This window comes from Cryobacterium sp. TMN-39-2, from assembly GCF_004402745.1.
In the GTDB taxonomy this organism is placed as follows: Bacteria; Actinomycetota; Actinomycetes; order Actinomycetales; family Microbacteriaceae; genus Cryobacterium; species Cryobacterium zongtaii.
This window is the reverse complement of sequence record NZ_SOFX01000027.1, coordinates 96,773-117,044: the sequence shown is the minus strand read 5'-3', so window position 1 is coordinate 117,044 and position 20,272 is coordinate 96,773. Positions and strand designations below refer to the sequence as shown.

18 protein-coding genes are annotated in these 20,272 nt (G+C 66.3%); 11 read left to right on the top strand and 7 right to left on the bottom strand.

Annotation, left to right across the window (positions count from 1 at the left end; all coding sequences use genetic code 11):
• Positions 1-6: 6 nt before the first annotated feature.
• The 8 genes from rapZ (at position 7) to E3O57_RS08590 (ending at position 6,639) form a co-directional block, all read left to right on the top strand.
• Complete coding sequence (rapZ, locus tag E3O57_RS08625) at positions 7-882, top strand: RNase adapter RapZ (protein WP_088456251.1); 876 nt, start codon at positions 7-9, stop codon at positions 880-882.
• Between the two features lie 58 nt (positions 883-940).
• Positions 941-1,921 (top strand): DNA-binding protein WhiA, encoded by a 981-nt coding sequence (gene whiA / locus E3O57_RS08620; protein ID WP_088456250.1) that lies wholly within the window; start codon positions 941-943, stop codon positions 1,919-1,921.
• A gap of 139 nt (positions 1,922-2,060) precedes the next feature.
• Positions 2,061-2,687: a superoxide dismutase gene (locus E3O57_RS08615; protein ID WP_103431864.1), complete on the top strand. Its 627-nt coding sequence runs from the start codon at positions 2,061-2,063 to the stop codon at positions 2,685-2,687.
• Between the two features lie 78 nt (positions 2,688-2,765).
• The gene (gene gap, locus E3O57_RS08610) at positions 2,766-3,770 is read left to right on the top strand and encodes a type I glyceraldehyde-3-phosphate dehydrogenase (RefSeq protein WP_088456248.1); all 1,005 of its coding nucleotides are present in this window, start codon (positions 2,766-2,768) and stop codon (positions 3,768-3,770) included.
• 14 nt (positions 3,771-3,784) lie between these two features.
• On the top strand, positions 3,785-4,999 hold the full coding sequence (gene pgk, locus E3O57_RS08605; protein WP_088456247.1) for a phosphoglycerate kinase: 1,215 nt from the start codon (positions 3,785-3,787) through the stop codon (positions 4,997-4,999).
• Complete coding sequence (gene tpiA, locus E3O57_RS08600; protein WP_088456246.1) at positions 4,990-5,781, top strand: triose-phosphate isomerase; 792 nt, start codon at positions 4,990-4,992, stop codon at positions 5,779-5,781. The genes pgk and tpiA overlap by 10 nt, the downstream gene beginning before the upstream one ends.
• A gap of 115 nt (positions 5,782-5,896) precedes the next feature.
• A complete protein-coding gene (gene secG, locus E3O57_RS08595) occupies positions 5,897-6,148 on the top strand; it encodes a preprotein translocase subunit SecG (protein ID WP_066595498.1) in 252 nt (83 codons plus the stop codon).
• A 122-nt stretch (positions 6,149-6,270) separates the two neighbouring features.
• Positions 6,271-6,639 (top strand): RNA polymerase-binding protein RbpA, encoded by a 369-nt coding sequence (locus E3O57_RS08590; protein ID WP_066595496.1) that lies wholly within the window; start codon positions 6,271-6,273, stop codon positions 6,637-6,639.
• A 63-nt stretch (positions 6,640-6,702) separates the two neighbouring features.
• Here E3O57_RS08590 and pgl read toward each other — a convergent pair whose 3' ends face one another.
• From pgl to tkt, 6 genes are read right to left on the bottom strand one after another with little or no spacing between them, the layout of a single operon-like run.
• Positions 6,703-7,473, bottom strand: a complete 771-nt coding sequence (pgl, locus tag E3O57_RS08585) for a 6-phosphogluconolactonase (protein WP_103479490.1) — start codon at positions 7,471-7,473, stop codon at positions 6,703-6,705.
• Positions 7,470-8,429 carry a glucose-6-phosphate dehydrogenase assembly protein OpcA gene (locus E3O57_RS08580; RefSeq protein ID WP_088456244.1) on the bottom strand — a complete coding sequence of 320 codons (960 nt, stop codon included), beginning with the start codon at positions 8,427-8,429 and terminating at the stop codon, positions 7,470-7,472. Before E3O57_RS08580 ends, pgl begins: the two co-directional genes overlap by 4 nt.
• Positions 8,426-9,967 carry a glucose-6-phosphate dehydrogenase gene (gene zwf / locus E3O57_RS08575; protein WP_088456243.1) on the bottom strand — a complete coding sequence of 514 codons (1,542 nt, stop codon included), beginning with the start codon at positions 9,965-9,967 and terminating at the stop codon, positions 8,426-8,428. The genes E3O57_RS08580 and zwf overlap by 4 nt, the downstream gene beginning before the upstream one ends.
• Before the next feature lie 44 nt (positions 9,968-10,011).
• Positions 10,012-11,619: a glucose-6-phosphate isomerase gene (locus tag E3O57_RS08570; protein WP_103479489.1), complete on the bottom strand. Its 1,608-nt coding sequence runs from the start codon at positions 11,617-11,619 to the stop codon at positions 10,012-10,014.
• The gene (tal, locus tag E3O57_RS08565; RefSeq protein ID WP_103459814.1) at positions 11,616-12,728 is read right to left on the bottom strand and encodes a transaldolase; all 1,113 of its coding nucleotides are present in this window, start codon (positions 12,726-12,728) and stop codon (positions 11,616-11,618) included. The genes E3O57_RS08570 and tal overlap by 4 nt, the downstream gene beginning before the upstream one ends.
• A gap of 43 nt (positions 12,729-12,771) precedes the next feature.
• Entirely contained in the window at positions 12,772-14,865 is a 2,094-nt protein-coding gene (tkt, locus tag E3O57_RS08560; protein WP_103479488.1) for a transketolase, read from the bottom strand.
• 294 nt (positions 14,866-15,159) lie between these two features.
• On the opposite strand from tkt, the gene E3O57_RS08555 reads away from it, so the two are divergent.
• Positions 15,160-16,083, top strand: coding sequence for a heme o synthase (locus E3O57_RS08555; protein ID WP_103459813.1), 924 nt, complete (start codon positions 15,160-15,162; stop codon positions 16,081-16,083).
• Positions 16,084-16,397: 314 nt separating this feature from the next.
• On the opposite strand, the gene E3O57_RS08550 is transcribed toward E3O57_RS08555, so the two are convergent.
• On the bottom strand, positions 16,398-17,339 hold the full coding sequence (locus tag E3O57_RS08550; RefSeq protein ID WP_103459812.1) for a heme A synthase: 942 nt from the start codon (positions 17,337-17,339) through the stop codon (positions 16,398-16,400).
• A gap of 285 nt (positions 17,340-17,624) precedes the next feature.
• Here E3O57_RS08550 and sufB point away from each other — a divergent pair, with 285 nt between their 5' ends.
• Complete coding sequence (gene sufB / locus E3O57_RS08545) at positions 17,625-19,043, top strand: Fe-S cluster assembly protein SufB (RefSeq protein WP_088456237.1); 1,419 nt, start codon at positions 17,625-17,627, stop codon at positions 19,041-19,043.
• Positions 19,044-20,270, top strand: coding sequence for a Fe-S cluster assembly protein SufD (gene sufD, locus E3O57_RS08540; RefSeq protein WP_103479487.1), 1,227 nt, complete (start codon positions 19,044-19,046; stop codon positions 20,268-20,270).
• Positions 20,271-20,272 lie beyond the last annotated feature (2 nt).

Sequence of the window (20,272 nt, the reverse complement as noted above, 5' to 3'; positions counted from 1 at the left end):
TCCAGCATGAGCACGGACACCGAAAAGCAGGAAATGCTGATCGTTACCGGCATGTCCGGCGCCGGTCGATCGACCGTCGCCAACGCGCTGGAGGACCTCGGCTGGTACGTGGTCGACAACCTGCCGCCGCAGATGCTGCGCCCGCTGGTCGAGCTCGTCGGACGGGCGGGCACCAGCCTGCCCAAGATCGCGGCCGTCGTCGACATCCGTGGCCGGGACTTCTTCGGCGACTTCCAGGAACTCGTCCAGGCGCTCCGCAGCGGCACCCAGGTCCGGGTGATCTTCCTCGAAGCGCGTGACGATGTGCTCGTCCGCCGATTCGAAGCGGTTCGGCGCCCCCACCCGCTACAGGGTGAGGGGACGATCCTGGACGGCATCTCCGCCGAGCGCACCCGGCTGGCCGTCGTGCGGGAATCCTGCGACATCGTCATCGACACGTCGGATCTCAACATCCACCAGCTCGCCACCACGATCACCGAGCGTTTCGCTGCGGAGAACGCGGCCGGGCTGCACCTCACCGTGATGAGTTTCGGGTTCAAGTACGGGTTACCCACCGATGTCGACATGGTCGCCGACGCCCGGTTCCTGCCGAATCCGTTTTGGATCCCCGAACTTCGCTCGCACACCGGCCTCGACCCCGAGGTCAGCGAATACGTGCTCGGCCAGGACGGTGCGCGTGAGTTCATCACCAGCTACGCGGCCGCCGTCCGACCGGTGCTCGCCGGCTACCAGCGCGAGAACAAGCGTCACGCCACCATCGCCATCGGCTGCACCGGAGGCAAGCACCGCTCGGTGGCCATGGCGAGGGAACTCGCCGGCCTGCTCCAAGAATTTCCCGGCGTCGCGGTAAGCCTCAAGCACCGCGACCTCGGACGAGAATAACGACACGGTCTGCCGTCCAACGTGACGGCCGGCCCGAACAACAGAATGGAAATGACGATTGGCACTCACCATCGACGTCAAAGATGAACTATCCCGCGTCGAGGTTTCGAAGACCACGGTTCGCGCGGCCGAACTGGCGACGATCCTGCGTTTCTCCGGCGGTCTGCACATGATCTCCGGTCGAATCGCCATCGAGTCGGAACTCGATACCCCGCTGTTGGCCCGCCGGGTGCGGAAGGACCTCGCCGAACTGTACGGCGTGCGCAGCGACGTGTCTGTGATCACGGCGTCCGGGCTCCGCCGCACCAACCACTACCTCGTGCGGGTGCTCGACGGCGGCGAAACACTGGCCAGGCAGACGGGACTGCTCGACGCCCGCCGCCGCCCCATCCGTGGACTGCCCAACCGTCTGACGACGGGTTCGAAGGAAGAGATCGCCGCGGTCTGGCGTGGTGCGTTCCTCGCGGCCGGCTCGCTGACCGACCCCGGTCGCTCCGCCGCCCTCGAAGTCGTCTGCCCGGGCAACGAGGCCGCCATGGCCATCGTGGGTGCCGCCGGGCGCCTCGGCATCGTCGCGAAGGCCCGCGAGGTACGCGGCGTCCACCGCGTCGTCATCCGTGACGGTGACGCCATCGGCGCGATGCTCGTGCAGATGGGCGCCGCGGAAACCGTGCTCAACTGGGAAGCGCTGCGCCAACGCCGCGAGGTGCGTGCCACGGCCAACCGCCTGGTGAACTTCGACGACGCCAACCTGCGCCGCTCCGCCCAGGCCGCGGTCGCGGCGTGCGCCCGGGTCGACAGGGCGATGGAGATCCTCGGCGACGACATCCCGGAACACCTGCGATATGCGGGGGAGTTGCGCCTGTCCTTCCGGGACTCCAGCCTCGACGAACTCGGCCACCACGCCGACCCGCCCATGACCAAGGACGCGGTGGCGGGCCGGATCCGGCGCCTCCTGGCGATGGCAGACAAGAAGGCCGTCGACCTGGGCATCCCCGGCACCGACGCCAACCTGCCGGCCGATCTCGACGACGTCTGATCACCCCTCCGCTGACGGCCTGCACACCGGTAAGAGGGGACTAACGTCCCCTATTCACCTGAGTAGACTAAAAAGGTCACTTACAGTGCAGATGACGAGAGAAATCGCGTCGCTGCCACACAATGAGGAGATACGAGCTATGGCCGAATACACCCTGCCTGAACTGGCTTACGACTACTCTGCGCTCGCGCCGAGTATCAGCGGCACCATCATGGAACTCCACCACAGCAAGCACCACCAGGCCTACGTGACCGGCGCCAACACCGCCCTCGCCCAGCTGGCGGAGGCTCGCGACTCAGGCAGTCTCGTGTACGTCAACAAGCTCGAGAAGGACCTCGCGTTCAACCTCGGCGGCCACGTCAACCACTCGATCTTCTGGACCAACATGTCCCCGAACGGTGGCGACAAGCCGGTCGGTGAACTGGCCAGCGCAATCGACGACTTCTTCGGTTCCTTTGATAAGTTCCAGGCGCACTTCGCGGCCACCGCGATGGGCGTGCAGGGTTCCGGCTGGTCAGTGCTGGCCTGGGACTCCATCGGTCAGCGCCTGATCATCCAGCAGTTCTTCGACCAGCAGGCCAACTTCGCGGCCGGCACGGTACCGATCCTCATGCTCGATGTCTGGGAGCACGCCTACTACCTCGACTACCAGAACGTGCGCGCCGACTACGTCAAGGCGTTCTGGAACATCGTCGACTGGGAGAACGTCCAGGCGCGATTCGTCGCCGCTCGCGAGAAGACCAGCGGACTCCTGCTGCTCTCCTAGAGTCTCCCCACTAACACCTTCAGTTCTTTTCCTTCCCACCACCCGGCGCCACACGCGTCATCAATAACAGGAGCTATTTTGTCTGTAAAGATTGGCATTAACGGATTTGGCCGCATTGGCCGCAACTACCTGCGCGCCGCACTGGCCCAGGGCAGCGACATCGAAATTGTCGCCGTCAACGACCTCACCGACACCAAGACCCTGGCGCACCTCCTCAAATACGACTCCATCACGGGCCGTCTGGACGCCACCGTCTCCGTCGAGGGCGACTCCATCCTCGTCAACGGCAAGCCGATCAAGGTTCTCGCCGAGCGCGACCCGGCCAACCTCCCCTGGGGCGCCCTGGGCGTCGACATCGTGATCGAGTCGACCGGTCGCTTCACCAAGGCCGACGATGCGCGCAAGCACATCACCGCCGGTGCCAAGAAGGTCATCGTCTCCGCTCCCGCCACCGGCGACGTTGCGACGATCGTCATGGGCGTCAACGAGGAGACCTACGACTCCGCGAAGTTCGACATCATCTCCAACGCGTCCTGCACCACGAACTGCCTCGCACCGCTGGCCAAGGTCTTCAACGACAACTTCGGCATCAAGAGTGGCCTGATGACCACCATCCACGCGTACACCGCAGACCAGAACCTGCAGGATGGCCCGCACAGCGACCTGCGTCGCGCCCGCGCCGCCGCCGTCAACATCATCCCGACCTCGACCGGCGCCGCCAAGGCCCTGGGCATCGTCCTCCCGGAGCTCGCCGGCAAGCTTGACGGCTTCGCCCTGCGCGTACCCGTGCCCACCGGTTCCATCACCGACCTGACCGTCATCGCCGAGAAGCCGGTCACCGTCGAAGCCATCAAGGCCGCGTACAAGGCAGCAGCAGAGGGCCCCCTCAAGGGCATCCTGATGTACACCGAGGACGAGATCGTCTCCAGCGACATCGTGACCGACCCGCACTCCTCGATCTTCGACGCCGGCCTGCTGCGCGTCCTGGGCGACCAGGTCAAGCTGTCCTCCTGGTACGACAACGAGTGGGGCTACTCCAACCGCATGGTTGACCTCACCGAGTTCGTCGCCGAGCGCATCTAACTAAGGGACACGCAGTGACGCTTCGCACTATCGAATCGCTGGGATCGCTCCACGGCAAGCGCGTCATCGTTCGGTGTGATCTGAACGTTCCGTTGAAGGACGGTCAGATCACCGACGATGGCCGCGTGCGGGCGTCCCTGCCCACCCTCAAGGCTCTGGTCGAGCAGGGTGCCCGTCTGGTGATCGTTTCTCACCTCGGGCGCCCTGACGGCCAGGTCAACCCCAAGTACAGCCTGGCGCCCGTTGCGGCGCGTCTGGCCGAACTGATCGGTTCCCCGGTGGCGTTCGCCACCGACACCGTCGGAGAATCTGCCCAGGCCGCGGTCGCGGCTCTGACAGACGGTGACATCGTCGTACTGGAGAACCTGCGCTTCAACGCGGGCGAAACCAGCAAGGTCGAAACCGAGCGGGTGGCCTTCGCCACCGAGCTCTCGGCGCTCGGCGATGCCCTGGTCTCCGACGGCTTCGGCGTCGTCCACCGCAAGCAGGCCAGCGTCTTCGACCTGGCCCAGATCCTGCCGAGCGCGGCCGGCCTGCTCATCGCAGCAGAGCTCGACGTACTCGACCGCCTCACCGAGAAGCCCGAGGCGCCGTACACGGTGATCCTCGGCGGCTCGAAGGTGTCGGACAAGCTCGGGGTCATCGGCCACCTGCTGCCGCGGGTGAACTCGCTCCTGATCGGCGGCGGCATGCTGTTCACCTTCCTCGCGGCCCAAGGCCACAAGGTCGGCGCCAGCCTGCTCGAGGTCGACCAGATCGAGACCGTTCGCGGTTACCTCGCCGAGGCCGACCGTCTCGGTGTGAAGATCGTCCTGCCGACCGACGTCGTCGTCGCCTCCAAGTTCGGGGCAGACGCCGAGTACGTCACCACGCCGGCCGATCAGATCGAGGACACCCCGTTCGGCGCTGCCGGACTGGGCCTGGACATCGGACCCGACACCGCGGCCGCATTCGCTGCAATCATCCGGGTGTCGAAGACCGTGTTCTGGAACGGCCCGATGGGCGTTTTCGAACTGGCACCCTTCGCGGACGGCACCCGCACGGTTGCCGCCGCACTCACCGAGGTCAATGGGCTCAGCGTTGTCGGCGGAGGAGACTCCGCCGCTGCCGTGCGCATCCTCGGTTTCAACGATGACCAGTTCGGTCATATTTCTACCGGCGGTGGCGCCAGCCTCGAGTTCCTCGAGGGTAAGCGACTGCCAGGACTGGAGGTCCTCGGATGGCAGTAAACACGCGTGTTCCCCTGATTGCAGGAAACTGGAAGATGAACCTGGACCACCTCCAGGCCATCGCCTTCGTGCAGAAGCTGGCGTGGAGCCTCAAGGACGCCGGACACGACTTCACCTCCACCGAGGTCGCCGTGTTCCCGCCGTTCACCGACCTGCGCAGCGTGCAGACGCTGGTCGCAGCGGACAAGCTGCCCCTGGCCTACGGCGGACAGGACGTCTCCACTCAGGAGTCCGGCGCGTACACCGGCGAGATCTCGGCCGCCTTCCTGGCCGCGCTTGAATGCCAGTACGTGCTGATCGGCCACTCTGAGCGACGCACCCTGCACAACGAGACCGACGAGGTCGTCGCCGCCAAGGTGACCGCCGCGTTGAAGCACAACCTGGTTCCCATCATCTGCGTCGGCGAAACCGCCGCAGACCTGGAACTGCACGGTCCCAGCGCCGTTCCGGTCGCACAGCTCAAGGCTGCGCTTGCCGGAGTAGACAACGCCGCGGACATCGTCGTGGCGTACGAACCGGTCTGGGCCATCGGCTCCGGCCAGGCGGCAACGCCCGACCAGGCAGAACAGGTTGCGGCCGCGCTGCGGCTGACTCTGGCCGAGGTGCTCGGCCAGGACGTCGCCGACAAGACCCGGATCCTCTACGGGGGTTCGGTCAAGGGCGTCAACATCGCCGGCTTCATGAAGGAACCGAACGTTGACGGAGCACTGGTGGGAGGCGCGAGCCTGGACATCACCGAGTTCTCCAGCATCGTTCGCTTCCAGAAGCACGTCGGACTGTAAAGTGGGCCCGTCGTACCCCCTCCGGGGGGTGCGGCGGGTTTTGTTTGCCGTCAGGCTATAATTGCCAGTGGTCTTGGTGGAGCTCTAGCGCCCATCGTTTTGTGAAAGGTTTCGCGTGGAGATTCTCCAGGTTGTATTGCAGGTTTTGCTCGGCATCACGAGCCTCCTGCTCACCATGCTCATTTTGCTCCACAAGGGGCGCGGTGGGGGTCTATCCGACATGTTCGGCGGTGGGGTCACCTCGAACCTCGGGGCCTCCGGCGTTGCGGAACGTAACCTCAACCGCATCACCATCATCCTGGCCGTACTGTGGATTTCCTGCATCGTCGTGCTGGGCTTGATCACCAAATTCGATACCGGCGCCTAACGACGTCGTAGCGTCGCGGGACCCCACCCGCGACGCCAACCGTATCCGGTCACCCACGGCGGGACCGGAACGCAGCAGTACAACCCGAACACGCCGAACAGTTTTTAAAGCGGAGGAACACAATGGCATCTGGTGGAAGCGCAATTCGCGGCTCGCGAGTCGGAGCCGGCCCCATGGGCGAGCAGGACCGTGGTTTTCACGCTGATCGCATCCGCGTCTCCTACTGGGACGCACTCGGCAACGAGACCGTTCGGTACTTCGCCGCGAACCTGCCTGACGAAGAGATCCCCGACACCATCGATTGCCCGTCGTCGGGACTCCCCGCCGGTCGGGACAAAGAGAACCCGCCGTCGGTGGTCAAGCTGGAACCGTACAAGACGCACCTGGCCTACGTGAAGGAACGCCGCACCGAAGAGGAAGCGGAATCCCTCCTGGAGGAGGCTCTCCAGCAGCTTCGGGTGCGTCGCGGGAAGCTCAGCGCCACCAACTAGCTGACACAACAAAAAGCGCATCGGTTCCGAGGAACCGATGCGCTTTTTCAGTGTCTGACGGGCTCAGTGCGGCTGAGCGATCAGGTTCTCCGGAACCTCCGCGGCGGCCTCGCCGTCGACGAAGAAATCGGTGTAGTGGCGACCGCGGATGCCGGCGACGGGCACCTCGTCACGACTCGCGCCGGCCAGCGCCAGGCCGAGCGCCGACGCCTTGTCGGTGCCGGACACAACGAGCCAGATGCGCTCGGACGAGTTGATCACCCATCGGGTGAGGCTGAGCCGCTCCGAAGGGGGCTTGGGGGAGTTCAGCACCGCGATGACCGTGAGGTCGTTCTCCCGGATACCCTGCATGTGCGGGAAAAGCGACGCGATGTGGCCGTCAGGCCCGACCCCGAGGAAGGTGACGTCGAACTGGGGCACCAAAGAATCCGGTGCCGCCTTGGTCTTGAGCTCGGCCGCGTAACGATCGGCGGCGGCATCCAGGTCCAGGCCCTCATCCGACGCCGGGAACGAGTGCACGTTCGCTGCGGGGATGTCGATATGGTCCAGCAATGCCGCACGCGCCTGTACCTCGTTGCGGTCGGCGTGCGTGCGCGGAACCCAGCGCTCGTCGCCCCACCAGAAGTCGATCTTGGCCCAGTCCACGCTGTCGCGGTCGGGGGAGGCGTTGATGGCTTCGAGCACACCGGTTCCGACGGTTCCGCCGGTCAGGACCACGTGGGCGTGTCCCTGCTCGTGCAGGATGTCGGCCATCTTGGTGATGAATCGGGCGGCGACCGAGTCGATCAGGGCCGACTTGTCGGCGTGTACGAGCACGCGCCTGTCGTGTGTCATGAGTGGTCTCCGGTCGATGTGGTGGGACCCGCCAGTTGGGGCAGGCCGCGGGTGATGACCTCGCCGTACAGTTCGTCGGGGTCGAGGCGGCGCAGCTCGTCGCTCAGGCAGTCGCGCAGGCTGCGGCGCTTGAGGGTCAGGTCCTGCACGGGCTGGCCGGACTGCGTGAGGGTGGCGATGCCGGGGACCTCGCGCTCGAGCGAGATCACCCCGGACGCCCGGGTGAGGTGCACGCCGTGGATGCCGTTCGCGTGCTGGCCCGACGTGAGTTCGTAGTCGACCGGCACCTGCAGCTGCAGCTGCAACCAGGCCGCGAGCAGGGTGGTGGAGGGGGAGTCCAGCGCACCGCTGACGGACACGGCGGTGATGGACTCGTACGGCGGCTGGTCCAACACCGCGGCGAGCTGAGCACGCCACAGGGTCAACCGCGTCCAGGCGAAGTCGGTGTCACCCGGCCGGTAGGTGGAACAGATGCGCGTGAGAGCGGCCTGCGGGTCGGGCTGAGCGGACGCGTCGGTGATTCGCCGGTAGGCGATGCGTCCCAACGGCGACTCGGCGGGCACCGCAGGGGCCTCGCCGGGCCACCAGGCCACGACGGGGGCGTCGGGCAGCAGGAGTCCGGTGACGAGGCTCTCCGGGTCGCTGGCGGCGTCACCGTAGGCGCGCAGCACGATGACCTCGCTCGCGCCGGCGTCTCCGCCGACCCGGATCTCAGCGTCCACCCTGGGTTCGTGCGCTGCGGTGCCCTCTGCCTGGGTGGAGAGCACGATGACCCGCATCGGGTGCTCACGAGACGCATCGTTCGCGGCCTCGATGGCATCTTCCTCGTGGCCGAGCTCGGCCGCGATGATGAGGGTGAGCACCCGGCCGAGGGCGACAGCGCCGCCCTCTTCCCTGATGCGCACCAGGGCCTTGGAGATCTTGGCCGTGGTGGTGTCCGGCAGATCGACGATCATGGGCGTCTCCAGTTCCGGCCGTCTCGTGACAGCAGTTCGTCGGCTGATGCGGGCCCCCAGGTTCCGGGTCGGTATTGTTCCGGCTGGCCCTGGGTGGTCCAGAATTCTTCGATCGGGTCGAGAATCTTCCAGGACAACTCGACTTCCTCGTGGCGGGGGAAGAGCGGCGGGTCGCCCAGCAACACGTCCAGGATCAGACGTTCGTAAGCCTCGGGGCTGGCTTCGGTGAACGCGTGACCGTAGCCGAAGTCCATGGTCACGTCGCGCACTTGCATGCCGACACCGGGAACCTTAGAGCCGAACCGGATCGTGACGCCCTCATCGGGCTGGACCCTGATGACCAGGGCGTTCTCGCCCAGTGCGGCCGTCTGGCTCTTCTCGAAGAGGTACTGCGGTGCCCGCTTGAAGACAACGGCGATCTCGGTGACCCGGCGGCCGAGGCGCTTGCCGGCGCGGAGATAGAACGGCACACCCGACCAACGCCGGGTGTCGATCTCGAGGCGCAGAGCGGCGTAGGTTTCGGTCAGCGACTCGGGGTTCATGCCGTCTTCCTCGAGGAACCCGAGGATCTTCTCGCCACCCTGCCAGCCGCCGGCGTACTGGCCACGGGCGGTCCCCGTTGCCAGGTCTTCCGGCAGGCGCACGGAGGCGAGGACTTTTTCTTTCTCGGTGCGCAGGTCGGCGGCGTCGAAGGAGATGGGCTCCTCCATCGCGGTGAGCGCCAACAGCTGCAGCAGGTGGTTCTGGATGACGTCGCGGGCGGCGCCGATTCCGTCGTAGTAGCCGGCACGTCCGCCGACGCCGATGTCTTCGGCCATGGTGATCTGCACGTGGTCGACGTAGTTGGCGTTCCAGATCGGTTCGTACAACTGGTTCGCGAAGCGCAGCGCCAGAATGTTCTGCACCGTCTCCTTGCCCAGGTAGTGGTCGATGCGGAACACCGAATCGGCCGGGAAGACCGACTCGACGACGTCGTTGAGCTCGCGAGCCGTTTTGAGGTCGCTACCGAACGGCTTCTCGATGACGACACGTCGCCATTGACCGTTCTTCTGCTCCGCCAGGCCGGACCTGCGCAGCTGCTCGGTCACCTGGGGGAACGCCTTCGGGGGGATCGACAGGTAGAACGCATGGTTGCCCATGGTTCCCCGCTCGCGGTCGAGCTCCTCAATGGTTTCCTTGAGGAGCTCGAACGCGGCGTCGTCGTCGAAGGTGCCAGGCACGAAGCGGATGCCCTCGGCCAACTGGGCCCAGACATCCTCGTGGAACTCGGTGCGTGCGTACTCCTTGACAGAGTCGTGCACCACCTGCATGAAGTCCTGGTTGTCCCAATCCCGGCGGGCGAACCCGACGAGGGCGAACCCCGGCGGCAAAAGCCCCCGGTTGGCCAGGTCATAGACGGCGGGCATGAGTTTCTTCCGCGACAGGTCTCCGGTAACGCCGAAGATGACGAGGCTGGAGGGCCCCGCGATCCGGTTCAGGCGATAGTCGGAGGGCGAACGCAACGGATTGAACTCCGGGGTGATTTCCACCGGGGACATGCAGCTCCTTCGAGGATTTATGCGGTACGGCGCGAAGACGTGACTTAGCGGAGCGCGTTGAACAGCGTGCTGATGTTCGCGGCCGGGTCGGTCAACGTCAGGGTGAGCACGGGGCGGCCCTTGTCGGCGAGGACGCTGGCGTCGCCACCGGCCTGAGCCTGGATGAGCTCACCGAACGTGAACGGACGGTCAGGGATGTCGAGGTCCTCAGCGGGCGTGCTGAGGATCTGCAGGAACACACCGGTGGGGGTGCCACCCTTGTGGAACTGACCGGTGGAGTGCAGGAACCGGGGTCCCCAGCCGAACGTGACCGGGCGCTTGGACAGCGTAGCGAGCAGACCACGCAGCTCGGCGAGCTGGGGGAGCGCCAGACGGTCCACGTAGGCCTGCACGGCGACGTACCCGTCGGGGCCGAGTTCCTCGAGCAGCGCGTCGATGGCGCTGGCCAAGTCGCTCGCGGCACCGATCACGTGGGGCGTGCCGCGAACCTCGATGCCGTCGGAGATGAACGCCGCGGGTTCGGGCTCCGGACGCGAGTCCAGGAGGCCCCGGGTCGCAATCTTGGCGGATTCGACGTCCGGCTGGTCGAACGGGTTGATCCCGAGCAACCGGCCGGCGATGACCGTCGCGTATTCCCAGACCAGGAACTGCGCGCCGAGGGTTCCGCTGACGCGGATCTCGTCTGCACCGTCGTGGTCGACGAAGACCTCGTCACCGGCATCCGCCACAACGCGCACGATCTGCACGTCGGGCAGCGCCGCGGTGAGCTCCGGTGCGTCAAGATCGAGCACGACGGGCAGGACGCCGGTACCGATCTTGCCGGTCGACTCGGCGATGAGCTGTTCGGCCCAGTCGGCGAAACCCACGATGTGGGTGCCGTCGGCAACGATGGCCAGCTTGTCCCGGCGGGGACTGGTCGAGGCGATGGCCGCACCGAGGATCAGCCCGGGGTTGTCCACGGAGTCGACCGCCAGCGCCAACGAGACCGCTTCGGCCTCGTCGAGCAGCTGTCCGATGTCGACGCCGGCCAGACCGGACGGCACCAGGCCGAACGCGGTCAGCGCCGAGAAACGACCGCCGACCGTCGGGTCGGCGTTGAAAACGCGGTAGCCGGCCTCGGTCGCGGACGCCTCGAGAGGCGAGCCGGGATCGGTGACCACGATGATGCGGTCAACGGGGTCGATACCGAGGTCCCGGAATGCGCGTTCGAAGACACGGCGCTGGCTGTCGGTCTCGACGGTCCCGCCCGACTTGGATGACACCACGAGGGCGGTCGACTCCAGTCGGTCGTTGAGGGCCGCGAGCACCTGGCCGGGGTCGGTGGCGTCGAGCACGGTCAGGTCCACGCCGGTGGTGAGCGTGATGACCTCTGGTGCGAGCGACGAACCGCCCATGCCGGCCAGCGCGATGTGGCTGACACCCTTGGCGTGCAGTTCCTCGCGCAGGGCGAGGATCTCGGCGACGAGGGGACGCGAGGTCACGACGGACTCGGTCCAACCGAGCCGCTTGCCGGCTTCTTCTTCGGCCTCCGGACCCCACAGGGCGGGGTCCAGTGACGTGATGCCGGAGGCGACGAGGTCGGCCACGAGGGTCGGCACCACGGTGCGCACGGCCTCAGCGGCCGCGCCGCTCACCGAGATGTGGAAGCTCACTTGGCGGCCTCGAGTGCTGCAGTGACGGTGTCCAGCAGTTCGTTCCAGGAGATGATGAACTTCGAGACGCCTTCCTCTTCGAGGACGCGGGTTACGTCGTCGTAGGAGACACCCTGCGCGGCGATGGCGTCCAGGACGGCGTTGGCTGCCTCGTAGGCGCCGGTGACGGCGCCTTCGACGATGACACCGTGGTCGAAGGTGGCCTCGAGGGTCTTCTCCGGCATGGTGTTGACGACCTCGGGGGCGACCAGTTCGGTCACGTAGAGGGTGTCGGGCAGGTCGGCCGACTTGACGCCGGTGGATGCCCAGAGCGGACGCTGCTTGTTGGCGCCGGCCGCGAGGAGCCCGGAGGCACGCTCGGTCGTGAAGGACTGCTCGAAGACCTGGTAGGCCAGCTGGGCGTTGGCGACGCCGGCCTTGCTCTGCAGGGCGAGGGCCTCATCGGTGCCGACGGCCGCGAGGCGCTTGTCGATCTCGGTGTCGACACGCGACACGAAGAAGGACGCCACGGAGTGGATCGTCGACAGGTCGATGCCGGCAGCCTTGGCCTTCTCCAGGCCGCTGAGGTACGCGTTGATGACAGCGCGGTACCGCTCGAGGCTGAAGATCAGGGTGACGTTGACGCTGATGCCCAGGGCAATGGTCTCGGTGATCGCCTCGAGGCCCTCGATGGTCGCGGGGATCTTGATCATCGCGTTCGGACGGTTGACCTTGTTCCAGAGCTGCTGAGCCTGGGCGAGGGTCTTCTCGGCGTCGTGGGCGAAGCCGGGCTCGACCTCGATCGAGACGCGGCCGTCGAAGCCCTTGGTGGCGTCGTAGATCGGGCGGAAGATGTCGCAGGCTGCGGCGACGTCATCCGTGGTGATCTCGAACACGGCGTCGGTGACGGTGGTGCCGGCGGCGGCCAGCGTGGCCACCTGGGAGGCGTACGCCTCGCCCTTGCTCAGCGCGCCGGCGAAGATCGTCGGGTTGGTGGTGACGCCGACGACGTTCTTTTCGGCGATGAGCGTCTTCAGTCCGCCGGACTGGATGCGCTGGCGGGACAGGTCGTCCAGCCAGATGCTGACGCCGGCGGCCGAGAGTGCGGCGGTGGGGGTGGTTTCAGTCATGAAAATCAAATCTCCTTGAATGCTGCGCTAATGGGTGTCGCGCTCAGAGCGCGGCGAGGGATTCTTTGGCGGCGGCGACGACGGCTTCGGTGGTGATGCCGAATTCGCGGAACAGGGTCTTGTAGTCGGCCGAGGCACCGAAGTGCTCGATCGAGACGCTGCGGCCGCGCTCACCGACGTACTTGTGCCAGGTCAACGCGATTCCGGCCTCAACCGAAACCCGGGCGGTGATCGCCTTGGGCAGAACGGATTCGCGGTATTCGGCGGACTGCTCCTCGAACCATTCCAGGCTCGGTACCGAGACGACCCGTGCGTTGATGCCGTCAGCCTTCAGCGCTTCGCGGGCAGCGACGGCGAGCTGTACCTCGGAACCGGTGGCGATCAGGATGACATCGGGGGTGCCGTTCGGTGCTTCGGCGAGCACGTAAGCGCCCTTGGCGACGTTCTTGGCCGAGGCGAAGGTGTCGCCGGTTGCGTCACCGTCTCCGCGCTCGAACACCGGGATGTTCTGGCGGGTCAGGACGATGCCGGCCGGGCCGTTGCGACGCTCGAGGATCGTCTTCCAGGCCCAGGACACCTCGTTGGCGTCGCCGGGGCGCACCACGTCGAGTCCGGGGATGGCGCGAAGTGACGCGAGCTGTTCAATCGGCTGGTGGGTGGGGCCGTCCTCGCCGAGGGCGACGGAGTCGTGGGTCCAGACGAAGATCGACGGCGCCTTCATGAGTGCGGCCAGACGCACGGCGGGGCGCATGTAGTCGCTGAAGATCAGGAACGTGCCACCGAACGGGCGGGTGTTTCCGTGCAGCACGATGCCGTTGAGGATCGCGGCCATCGCGTGCTCACGGATGCCGAAGTGCAGGACGCGGCCGTACGGGTTGCCCGTCCACTCACCCGTGGAGTGCTCGCTCGGAATGAACGAGGCGGAGTTGCTGATGGTGGTGTTGTTCGACTCGGCGAGGTCGGCGGAGCCGCCCCACAGCTCGGGGATGACCGGGCCGAGTGCGTTGAGCACTTTGCCGGACGACGCGCGGGTGGAGACCTCGGTGCCGGCCTCGAAGACGGGCAGGGCCGCCTCGACACCGTCGGGCAGGTCGCCGGAGAGGATGCGGTCGAGCAGGATCTTGCGCTCCGGGTTCGCTGCGGCCCACGCGTCGAAGCGCACGGTCCACTCGGCGTGCTGCTCTGCACCACGGTCGAGGGCCTTGCGGGTGTGTGCGATGACCTCGTCGGACACCTCGAAGGTCTTCTCGGGGTCGAAGCCGAGGATTTCCTTCACGCCGGCGAGTTCCTCGGCGCCGAGGGCGGAGCCGTGGATCTTGCCGGTGTTCTGCTTCTTCGGGCTCGGCCAGCCGATGATGGTCTTGAGGATGATCAGCGACGGCTTGTCGGTGACGGCCTTGGCCGCCTCGATGGCGTCGTTGAGAGCGGCGACGTCTTCGACGTATTCGCCGGTCTTCTTCCAGTCCACCGTCTGCACGTGCCAGTGGTAGGCGTCGTAGCGGGCCGCGACATCCTCGGTGAAGGCGATGTTGGTGTCGTCCTCGATCGAGATCTGGTTGGAGTCGTAGATCGCGATGAGGTTGCCGAGCTGCTGGTGACCGGCGAGCGAGGACGCTTCGGCGGTGATGCCCTCCTGCAGGTCGCCGTCGCCGGCGATGACATAGACGAACTGGTCGAACGGGCTGGTGCCGGCCGCGGCCTCGGGGTCGAACAGGCCGCGTTCAAAACGCGAGGCGTAGGCGAAGCCCACAGCGGAGGCGAGCCCCTGGCCGAGCGGACCCGTGGTGATCTCGACGCCGTCGGTGTGGCCGTACTCGGGGTGGCCGGGGGTCTTGGAGCCCCAGGTGCGCAGGGCCTTGAGGTCGTCGAGCTCGAGGCCATAGCCGCCGAGGTACAACTGCACGTACTGGGTGAGTGAGCTGTGGCCGACCGAGAGGACGAACCGGTCGCGGCCGATCCACTCGTTGTCAGCGGGATCGCGACGCATGACCTTCTGGAACAGCAGGTACGCGGCCGGGGCAAGGCTCATGGCGGTACCCGGGTGGCCGTTCCCGACCTTTTCCACGGCGTCGGCCGCGAGGATGCGGGCGGTGTCAACTGCCCTGTTGTCGATGGAATCCCACTGCAATGCTGCCACGTGAACTGACCCTTCTGAATCCGTCAAGGCGGCACGCTCATTTTCCCGCGCCGCTGGAGAGTAATTGCCCGCCGACGTCGTTATCGGCATCGAGGTGCGCAAGAGAGTGCCCGTTTCAGGTGGCTCACGGATGCATGCACCTTAGATTGGCGAGCCATTCAAGTATACGGACCCCGGCTTGGTGACGTTGTTTCGCGAGCATTGCGGCGATGTCGCACTGAAGACCCGGGCGTGAGAGACGGCAGGATGATCTAGAATTGCGGCAATATGCGAAGCGCACGAGAAGCACCCGAGATGGCCGAGAATCCCCGTGAACAGGGGGTGACGGATCGTAACGAACGGATCCGGAACACCATCCGTGCGTACATTTCGTTGACCAAGCCTCGCGTCGTCGAATTATTACTCGTCGTGACGGCCCCGACGATGATCCTGGCAACCGGGGGCATCCCGGACCTGTGGCTGGTGCTCGCCACCCTCATCGGCGGTGCGCTCAGCGCGGGCTCGGCCGGTGCGTTCAACTGTTACCTCGACCGTGACATCGACCGCCTGATGAACCGCACCAAGGGCCGTCCGCTGGTCACCGGCGAACTCACCGACCGGCAGGCCCTGGTGTTCGCCTGGGTGCTCGGCGGCATCTCGATCGCCTGGCTGGCCCTGTTCACCAACTGGGTCGCCGCGGCGCTGTCACTGGGCGCCATCCTGCTCTACGTGGTCTTCTACACGATGATCCTCAAGCGCCGCACCGCGCAGAACATCGTCTGGGGCGGTGTCGCCGGCTGCATGCCCGTGCTGATCGGCTGGGCCGCCGTGACCGGCGACCTGTCCTGGCCGCCGTTCATCCTGTTCATGATCATCTTCCTCTGGACACCGCCGCACTACTGGCCGCTGTCAATGAAGTACCGCGACGACTACCAGGCCGCCGGGGTGCCCATGCTGTCAGTGGTGCGCGGACGCGCGCAGGTTGGCCTGCAGGTCATCCTGTACGCCTGGGCCACCGTGGCGTGTTCGCTGCTGCTGGTGCCCATCGCCGGAATGGGACTGCTCTACACCCTGGTAGCGGTCGGTTCGGGTGCCTGGTTCATCTACGAGACCCACCGCCTCTACAACCTCGCCATCCGCCACGAGCACGTGTCGCCGATGCGGGTGTTCCACGGTTCGATCGCGTACCTCACCCTGGTCTTCGTCGCCGTGGGCGTCGACCCGCTGCTGCCCTTCTAAGCGGGCCCAGCTCCGAGCCGGGCCACGCGCTCTCTTGGGGCACGCCGGCCTGGGGCACGCCGGCCTGGGGCACGCCGGCCGCGAAAGCGGGCATGTGGCTGCGTCGAGCACGCCGAGGTGACCCTTTCACCGCTCTCGCGGGATGGGCTGGCCGCGAAAGCGGGGATGTGGCTGCTTCGAGCACGCCGAGGTGACCCTTTCACCGCTCTCGCGGGATGGGCTGGCCGCGAAAGCGGGGATGTGGCTGCTTCGAGCACGCCGAGGTGACCGCTTCACGCTCTCGAGAGGGTCCCGGAGCGCATGAGCGGCGCGGGTCAGCGGGCGAGGGACTCCGCGGGAGCCTTCGGCGCCGGGGGAGCGTCCGACACCACGGGCTGCTTGAGGTTCAGCACCACGGCGGTCATCGCCGACGCGAGCACGCAGGCCAGCACCATGTGGATGCCGACGAGGATGGCGGGCAGGCCGAGGTTCGCCTGGATGAGGCCGACGGCGGTCTGGGCGATCTCGACCGCCAGGAGCAGCACGACCCAGCGGCGCACCGGAAGGCGGCGGGTGACGGCCCAGACGACGAGGACGACGGTCAGGGCCACGGTGACGTAAGCGGGCCAGCTGTGCACGTGCTGCAGCAGCTCCGAGTCCAGGCCGTTGCGGGGCGCGTCGGCGTCGCCGGCGTGCGGCCCGGAGCCGGTGGTGAGGATGCCGACGGCAATGGTGACCGCCACGGCGAAGCTGGTGAGGTGCGTCACGATCAGGAATCCGAGCGGGACCACCCGCTCGCGCGGCCCCGGCGTGGTGTACAGCCTGTAGACGAAGGCCGTGCAGAGGCCGACCAGGCCGACGGAGATCACGAAGTGCAACCCGACCACGTACGGGTTCAGCTGGGTGAGCACGCTGATTCCGCCGATGACGGCCTGGGCCGGGATGCCCAGACCGGCCAGCAGGGTGAGCCGGAACAGATCCGGGCGGCTGCGTCGCATCCGCAGCACGGCAACGAACGCGGCGATCGCCACGAGGCCGAGTAGAACACCCAGCAGTCGGTTGCCGAACTCGATCACACCGTGAATGCCCATCTCGGGCGTGTTCACGATCGAGTCGGCGGTGCACTTGGGCCAGGTGGGGCAGCCGAGGCCGGAGCTGGTGAGGCGGACGAGCCCACCGGTGCCGACCAGGAAGATCTGCGCGGCGAGGTACACCCAGCCGAGCACCCTCAGGCGACGGTCCACTTGGGTGGGCAACCACTCGATAATCCGGTTCACGGGTTCTGCTCCCTGCTGGTGCGCGCGTATGTGAATACGCCGGGTCGCACTACTAATACGATCACTAGCCTGTAGAATTAGGTGTTTCACGGGCTCCGTGCGCGCGACGTTCACTCGTCCAACGCCGCACGACCGGCCCTGTTCATCTTAGGTACGCAACATAGCCATCCACACAACTCACGCGCGGACCGCCGTGCACGTCCGACCAAACGGTCGGCCGATGCGCTCGGTACGGGAATGACCGGACTGATATCCGGGTTGATGTGGGTAGGAGAAGAGGTAAAGATGTCTGACGTATTGCTGAACCGACCCGAGCTTGACGGGCTGGGGGTCTACGAATTCGGCTGGTCCGATTCCGACGCTGCCGGCGCCTCCGCCCGCCGCGGTATCTCGCCCGAGGTTGTCACCGACATCTCGAACCTCAAGCAGGAACCGGCCTGGATGCTGGAACGCCGGCTGAAGGCCCTGGCCCTCTTCGAGCGCAAGCCCATGCCGACCTGGGGAGCAGACCTCTCCGAGATCGACTTCGACAACATCAAGTACTTCGTGCGGTCGACCGAGAAGCAGGCCCAGACGTGGGAAGACCTGCCCGACGACATCAAAAACACCTACGAGAAGCTCGGCATCCCCGAAGCCGAACGCATGCGCCTGGTCTCCGGCGTCGCCGCCCAGTACGAGTCCGAAGTGGTCTACCACCAGATCAACGAGGAACTCGAAGCCCAGGGCGTCATCTTCATGGACACCGACACCGCGCTCAAGGAACACCCGGAGTTCTTCGAGGAGTACTTCGGCAGTGTCATCCCGTCCGGTGACAACAAGTTCGCCGCGCTGAACACCTCCGTGTGGTCCGGCGGCTCCTTCGTCTACGTGCCGCCCGGCGTGCACGTTGAGATCCCGCTGCAGGCCTACTTCCGGATCAACACCGAGAACATGGGCCAGTTCGAGCGCACGCTGATCATTGCCGACGAGGGCAGCTACGTGCACTACATCGAAGGCTGCACCGCCCCGATCTACAAGTCGGACTCGCTGCACTCCGCCGTGGTGGAGATCATCGTCAAGAAGAACGCCCGCGTTCGCTACACGACGATCCAGAACTGGTCGAACAACGTCTACAACCTGGTCACCAAGCGCGCCACAGCCGCCGAGGGCGCCACCATGGAGTGGATCGACGGCAACATCGGCTCCAAGGTCACCATGAAGTACCCGTCGATCTACCTGATGGGGGAGCACGCCAAGGGCGAGACCCTGTCCGTCGCCTTCGCCGGCCCCGGCCAGCACCAGGACGCCGGCGCCAAGATGATCCACATGGCCCCGTACACCCAGTCCTCGATCGTCTCCAAGTCGATCGCCCGCGGCGGCGGCCGCGCCGGATACCGCGGAGAGGTGCGCGTGGATGCCACGGCGCACCACTCCGCCAACACCGTGCGGTGCGATGCCCTGCTGGTCGACACCCAGTCCCGCTCGGACACCTACCCGGCCATCGACATCCGGGTCGACGACGTTCAGCTCGGCCACGAGGCCACGGTCTCGCGAGTCAGCGAAGAACAGCTTTTCTACCTGATGAGCCGCGGCATGCCCGAAGACGAAGCCATGGCCATGATCGTGCGCGGCTTCATCGAACCGATCGCCAGGGAGCTCCCGATGGAGTACGCCCTCGAACTCAACAAGCTCATTGAAATGGGCATGGAAGGATCCGTCGGCTAAATGTCCGCCGTCTCGACTTCAACAGCCCCCACGTCCTCACCTACCTCGTCAGAGGCTCTGCCCACCGCGGAACAGCACGGCATCAAGGAGCACTCGGACGGCCGCTTCGGCTTCGTCCCCGTGCAGACCAGATCCGCCAGGTTCAAGAGCTTCGACGTCGCCGACTTCCCCGCCGTCACCGGCAGGGAAGCGGTCTGGAAACTCTCTCCGGTCGCCAAGTTCACGGACCTGACCGGCGGGGTTCTGGACGGCTCGGCCTATGACATCGACACGGCGTCGCACGCCGACGTCGACGTCTCCTGGGTCGACCGCACGGATTCCCGCATCGGCACCGCCGGCGCGCCGGAAGAACGCGCCGCCGCCAACGCCTGGAGCACCTTCGAGAAGGCCCTGGCCATCACCGTCAGCGGCGAGGAAGCCAAGGAGATCACGCTCACCCGGGCGAACCTCGGCTCCGCGCCCCGTGCCGCGCACACCATCATCGAGGCCCGGCCGTTCAGCCAGGCCGTCGTGATCCTGCAGAACACCGGCGACGCCCGCATCTCCGAGAACGTCGAGATCATCGTGGGCGAATCCGCGAACCTCACGGTCGTCACCGTGCAGGAGTGGAACGCCGACGCCGTACAGCTGGCCAACCACTTCGCCACCATCGGCCGCGACGCCCGCCTCAAGCACGTCGTCGTCTCCCTCGGCGGCGGCATCGTGCGGGTCAACCCGTCGGTCCACCTCGCCGGTCAGGGCAGCGACACCGAGCTGTTCGGCCTCTACTTCGCCGACGCAGGACAGCACCTCGAGCAGCAGGTGTACGTCAACCACGACGCACCGAACAGCCGCAGCCGGGTCACCTACAAGGGCGCCCTGCAGGGCGCCGGCGCCCGAACCGTGTGGATCGGCGACGTGCTGATCGGCCGCACCGCGCCGGGCACCGACAGCTACGAGCAGAACCGCAACCTGGTCCTCACCGAAGGCACCAGGGCGGACTCCATCCCCAACCTGGAGATCGAGACCGGCGACATCCTCGGTGCCGGTCACGCCAGCGCGACGGGTCGCTTCGACGACGAGCAGCTCTTCTACCTGCAGTCCCGGGGCATCGGAGAAATCGAGGCACGACGCCTCGTCGTCCGCGGCTTCCTCAGCGAAATCGTGCAGCACATCGGATCGAAGCCGCTCGAGGAGCGCCTGCAGGGCGCCATCGAAGACGAGCTCCGCGGAACAGAAGGCAACTGAAC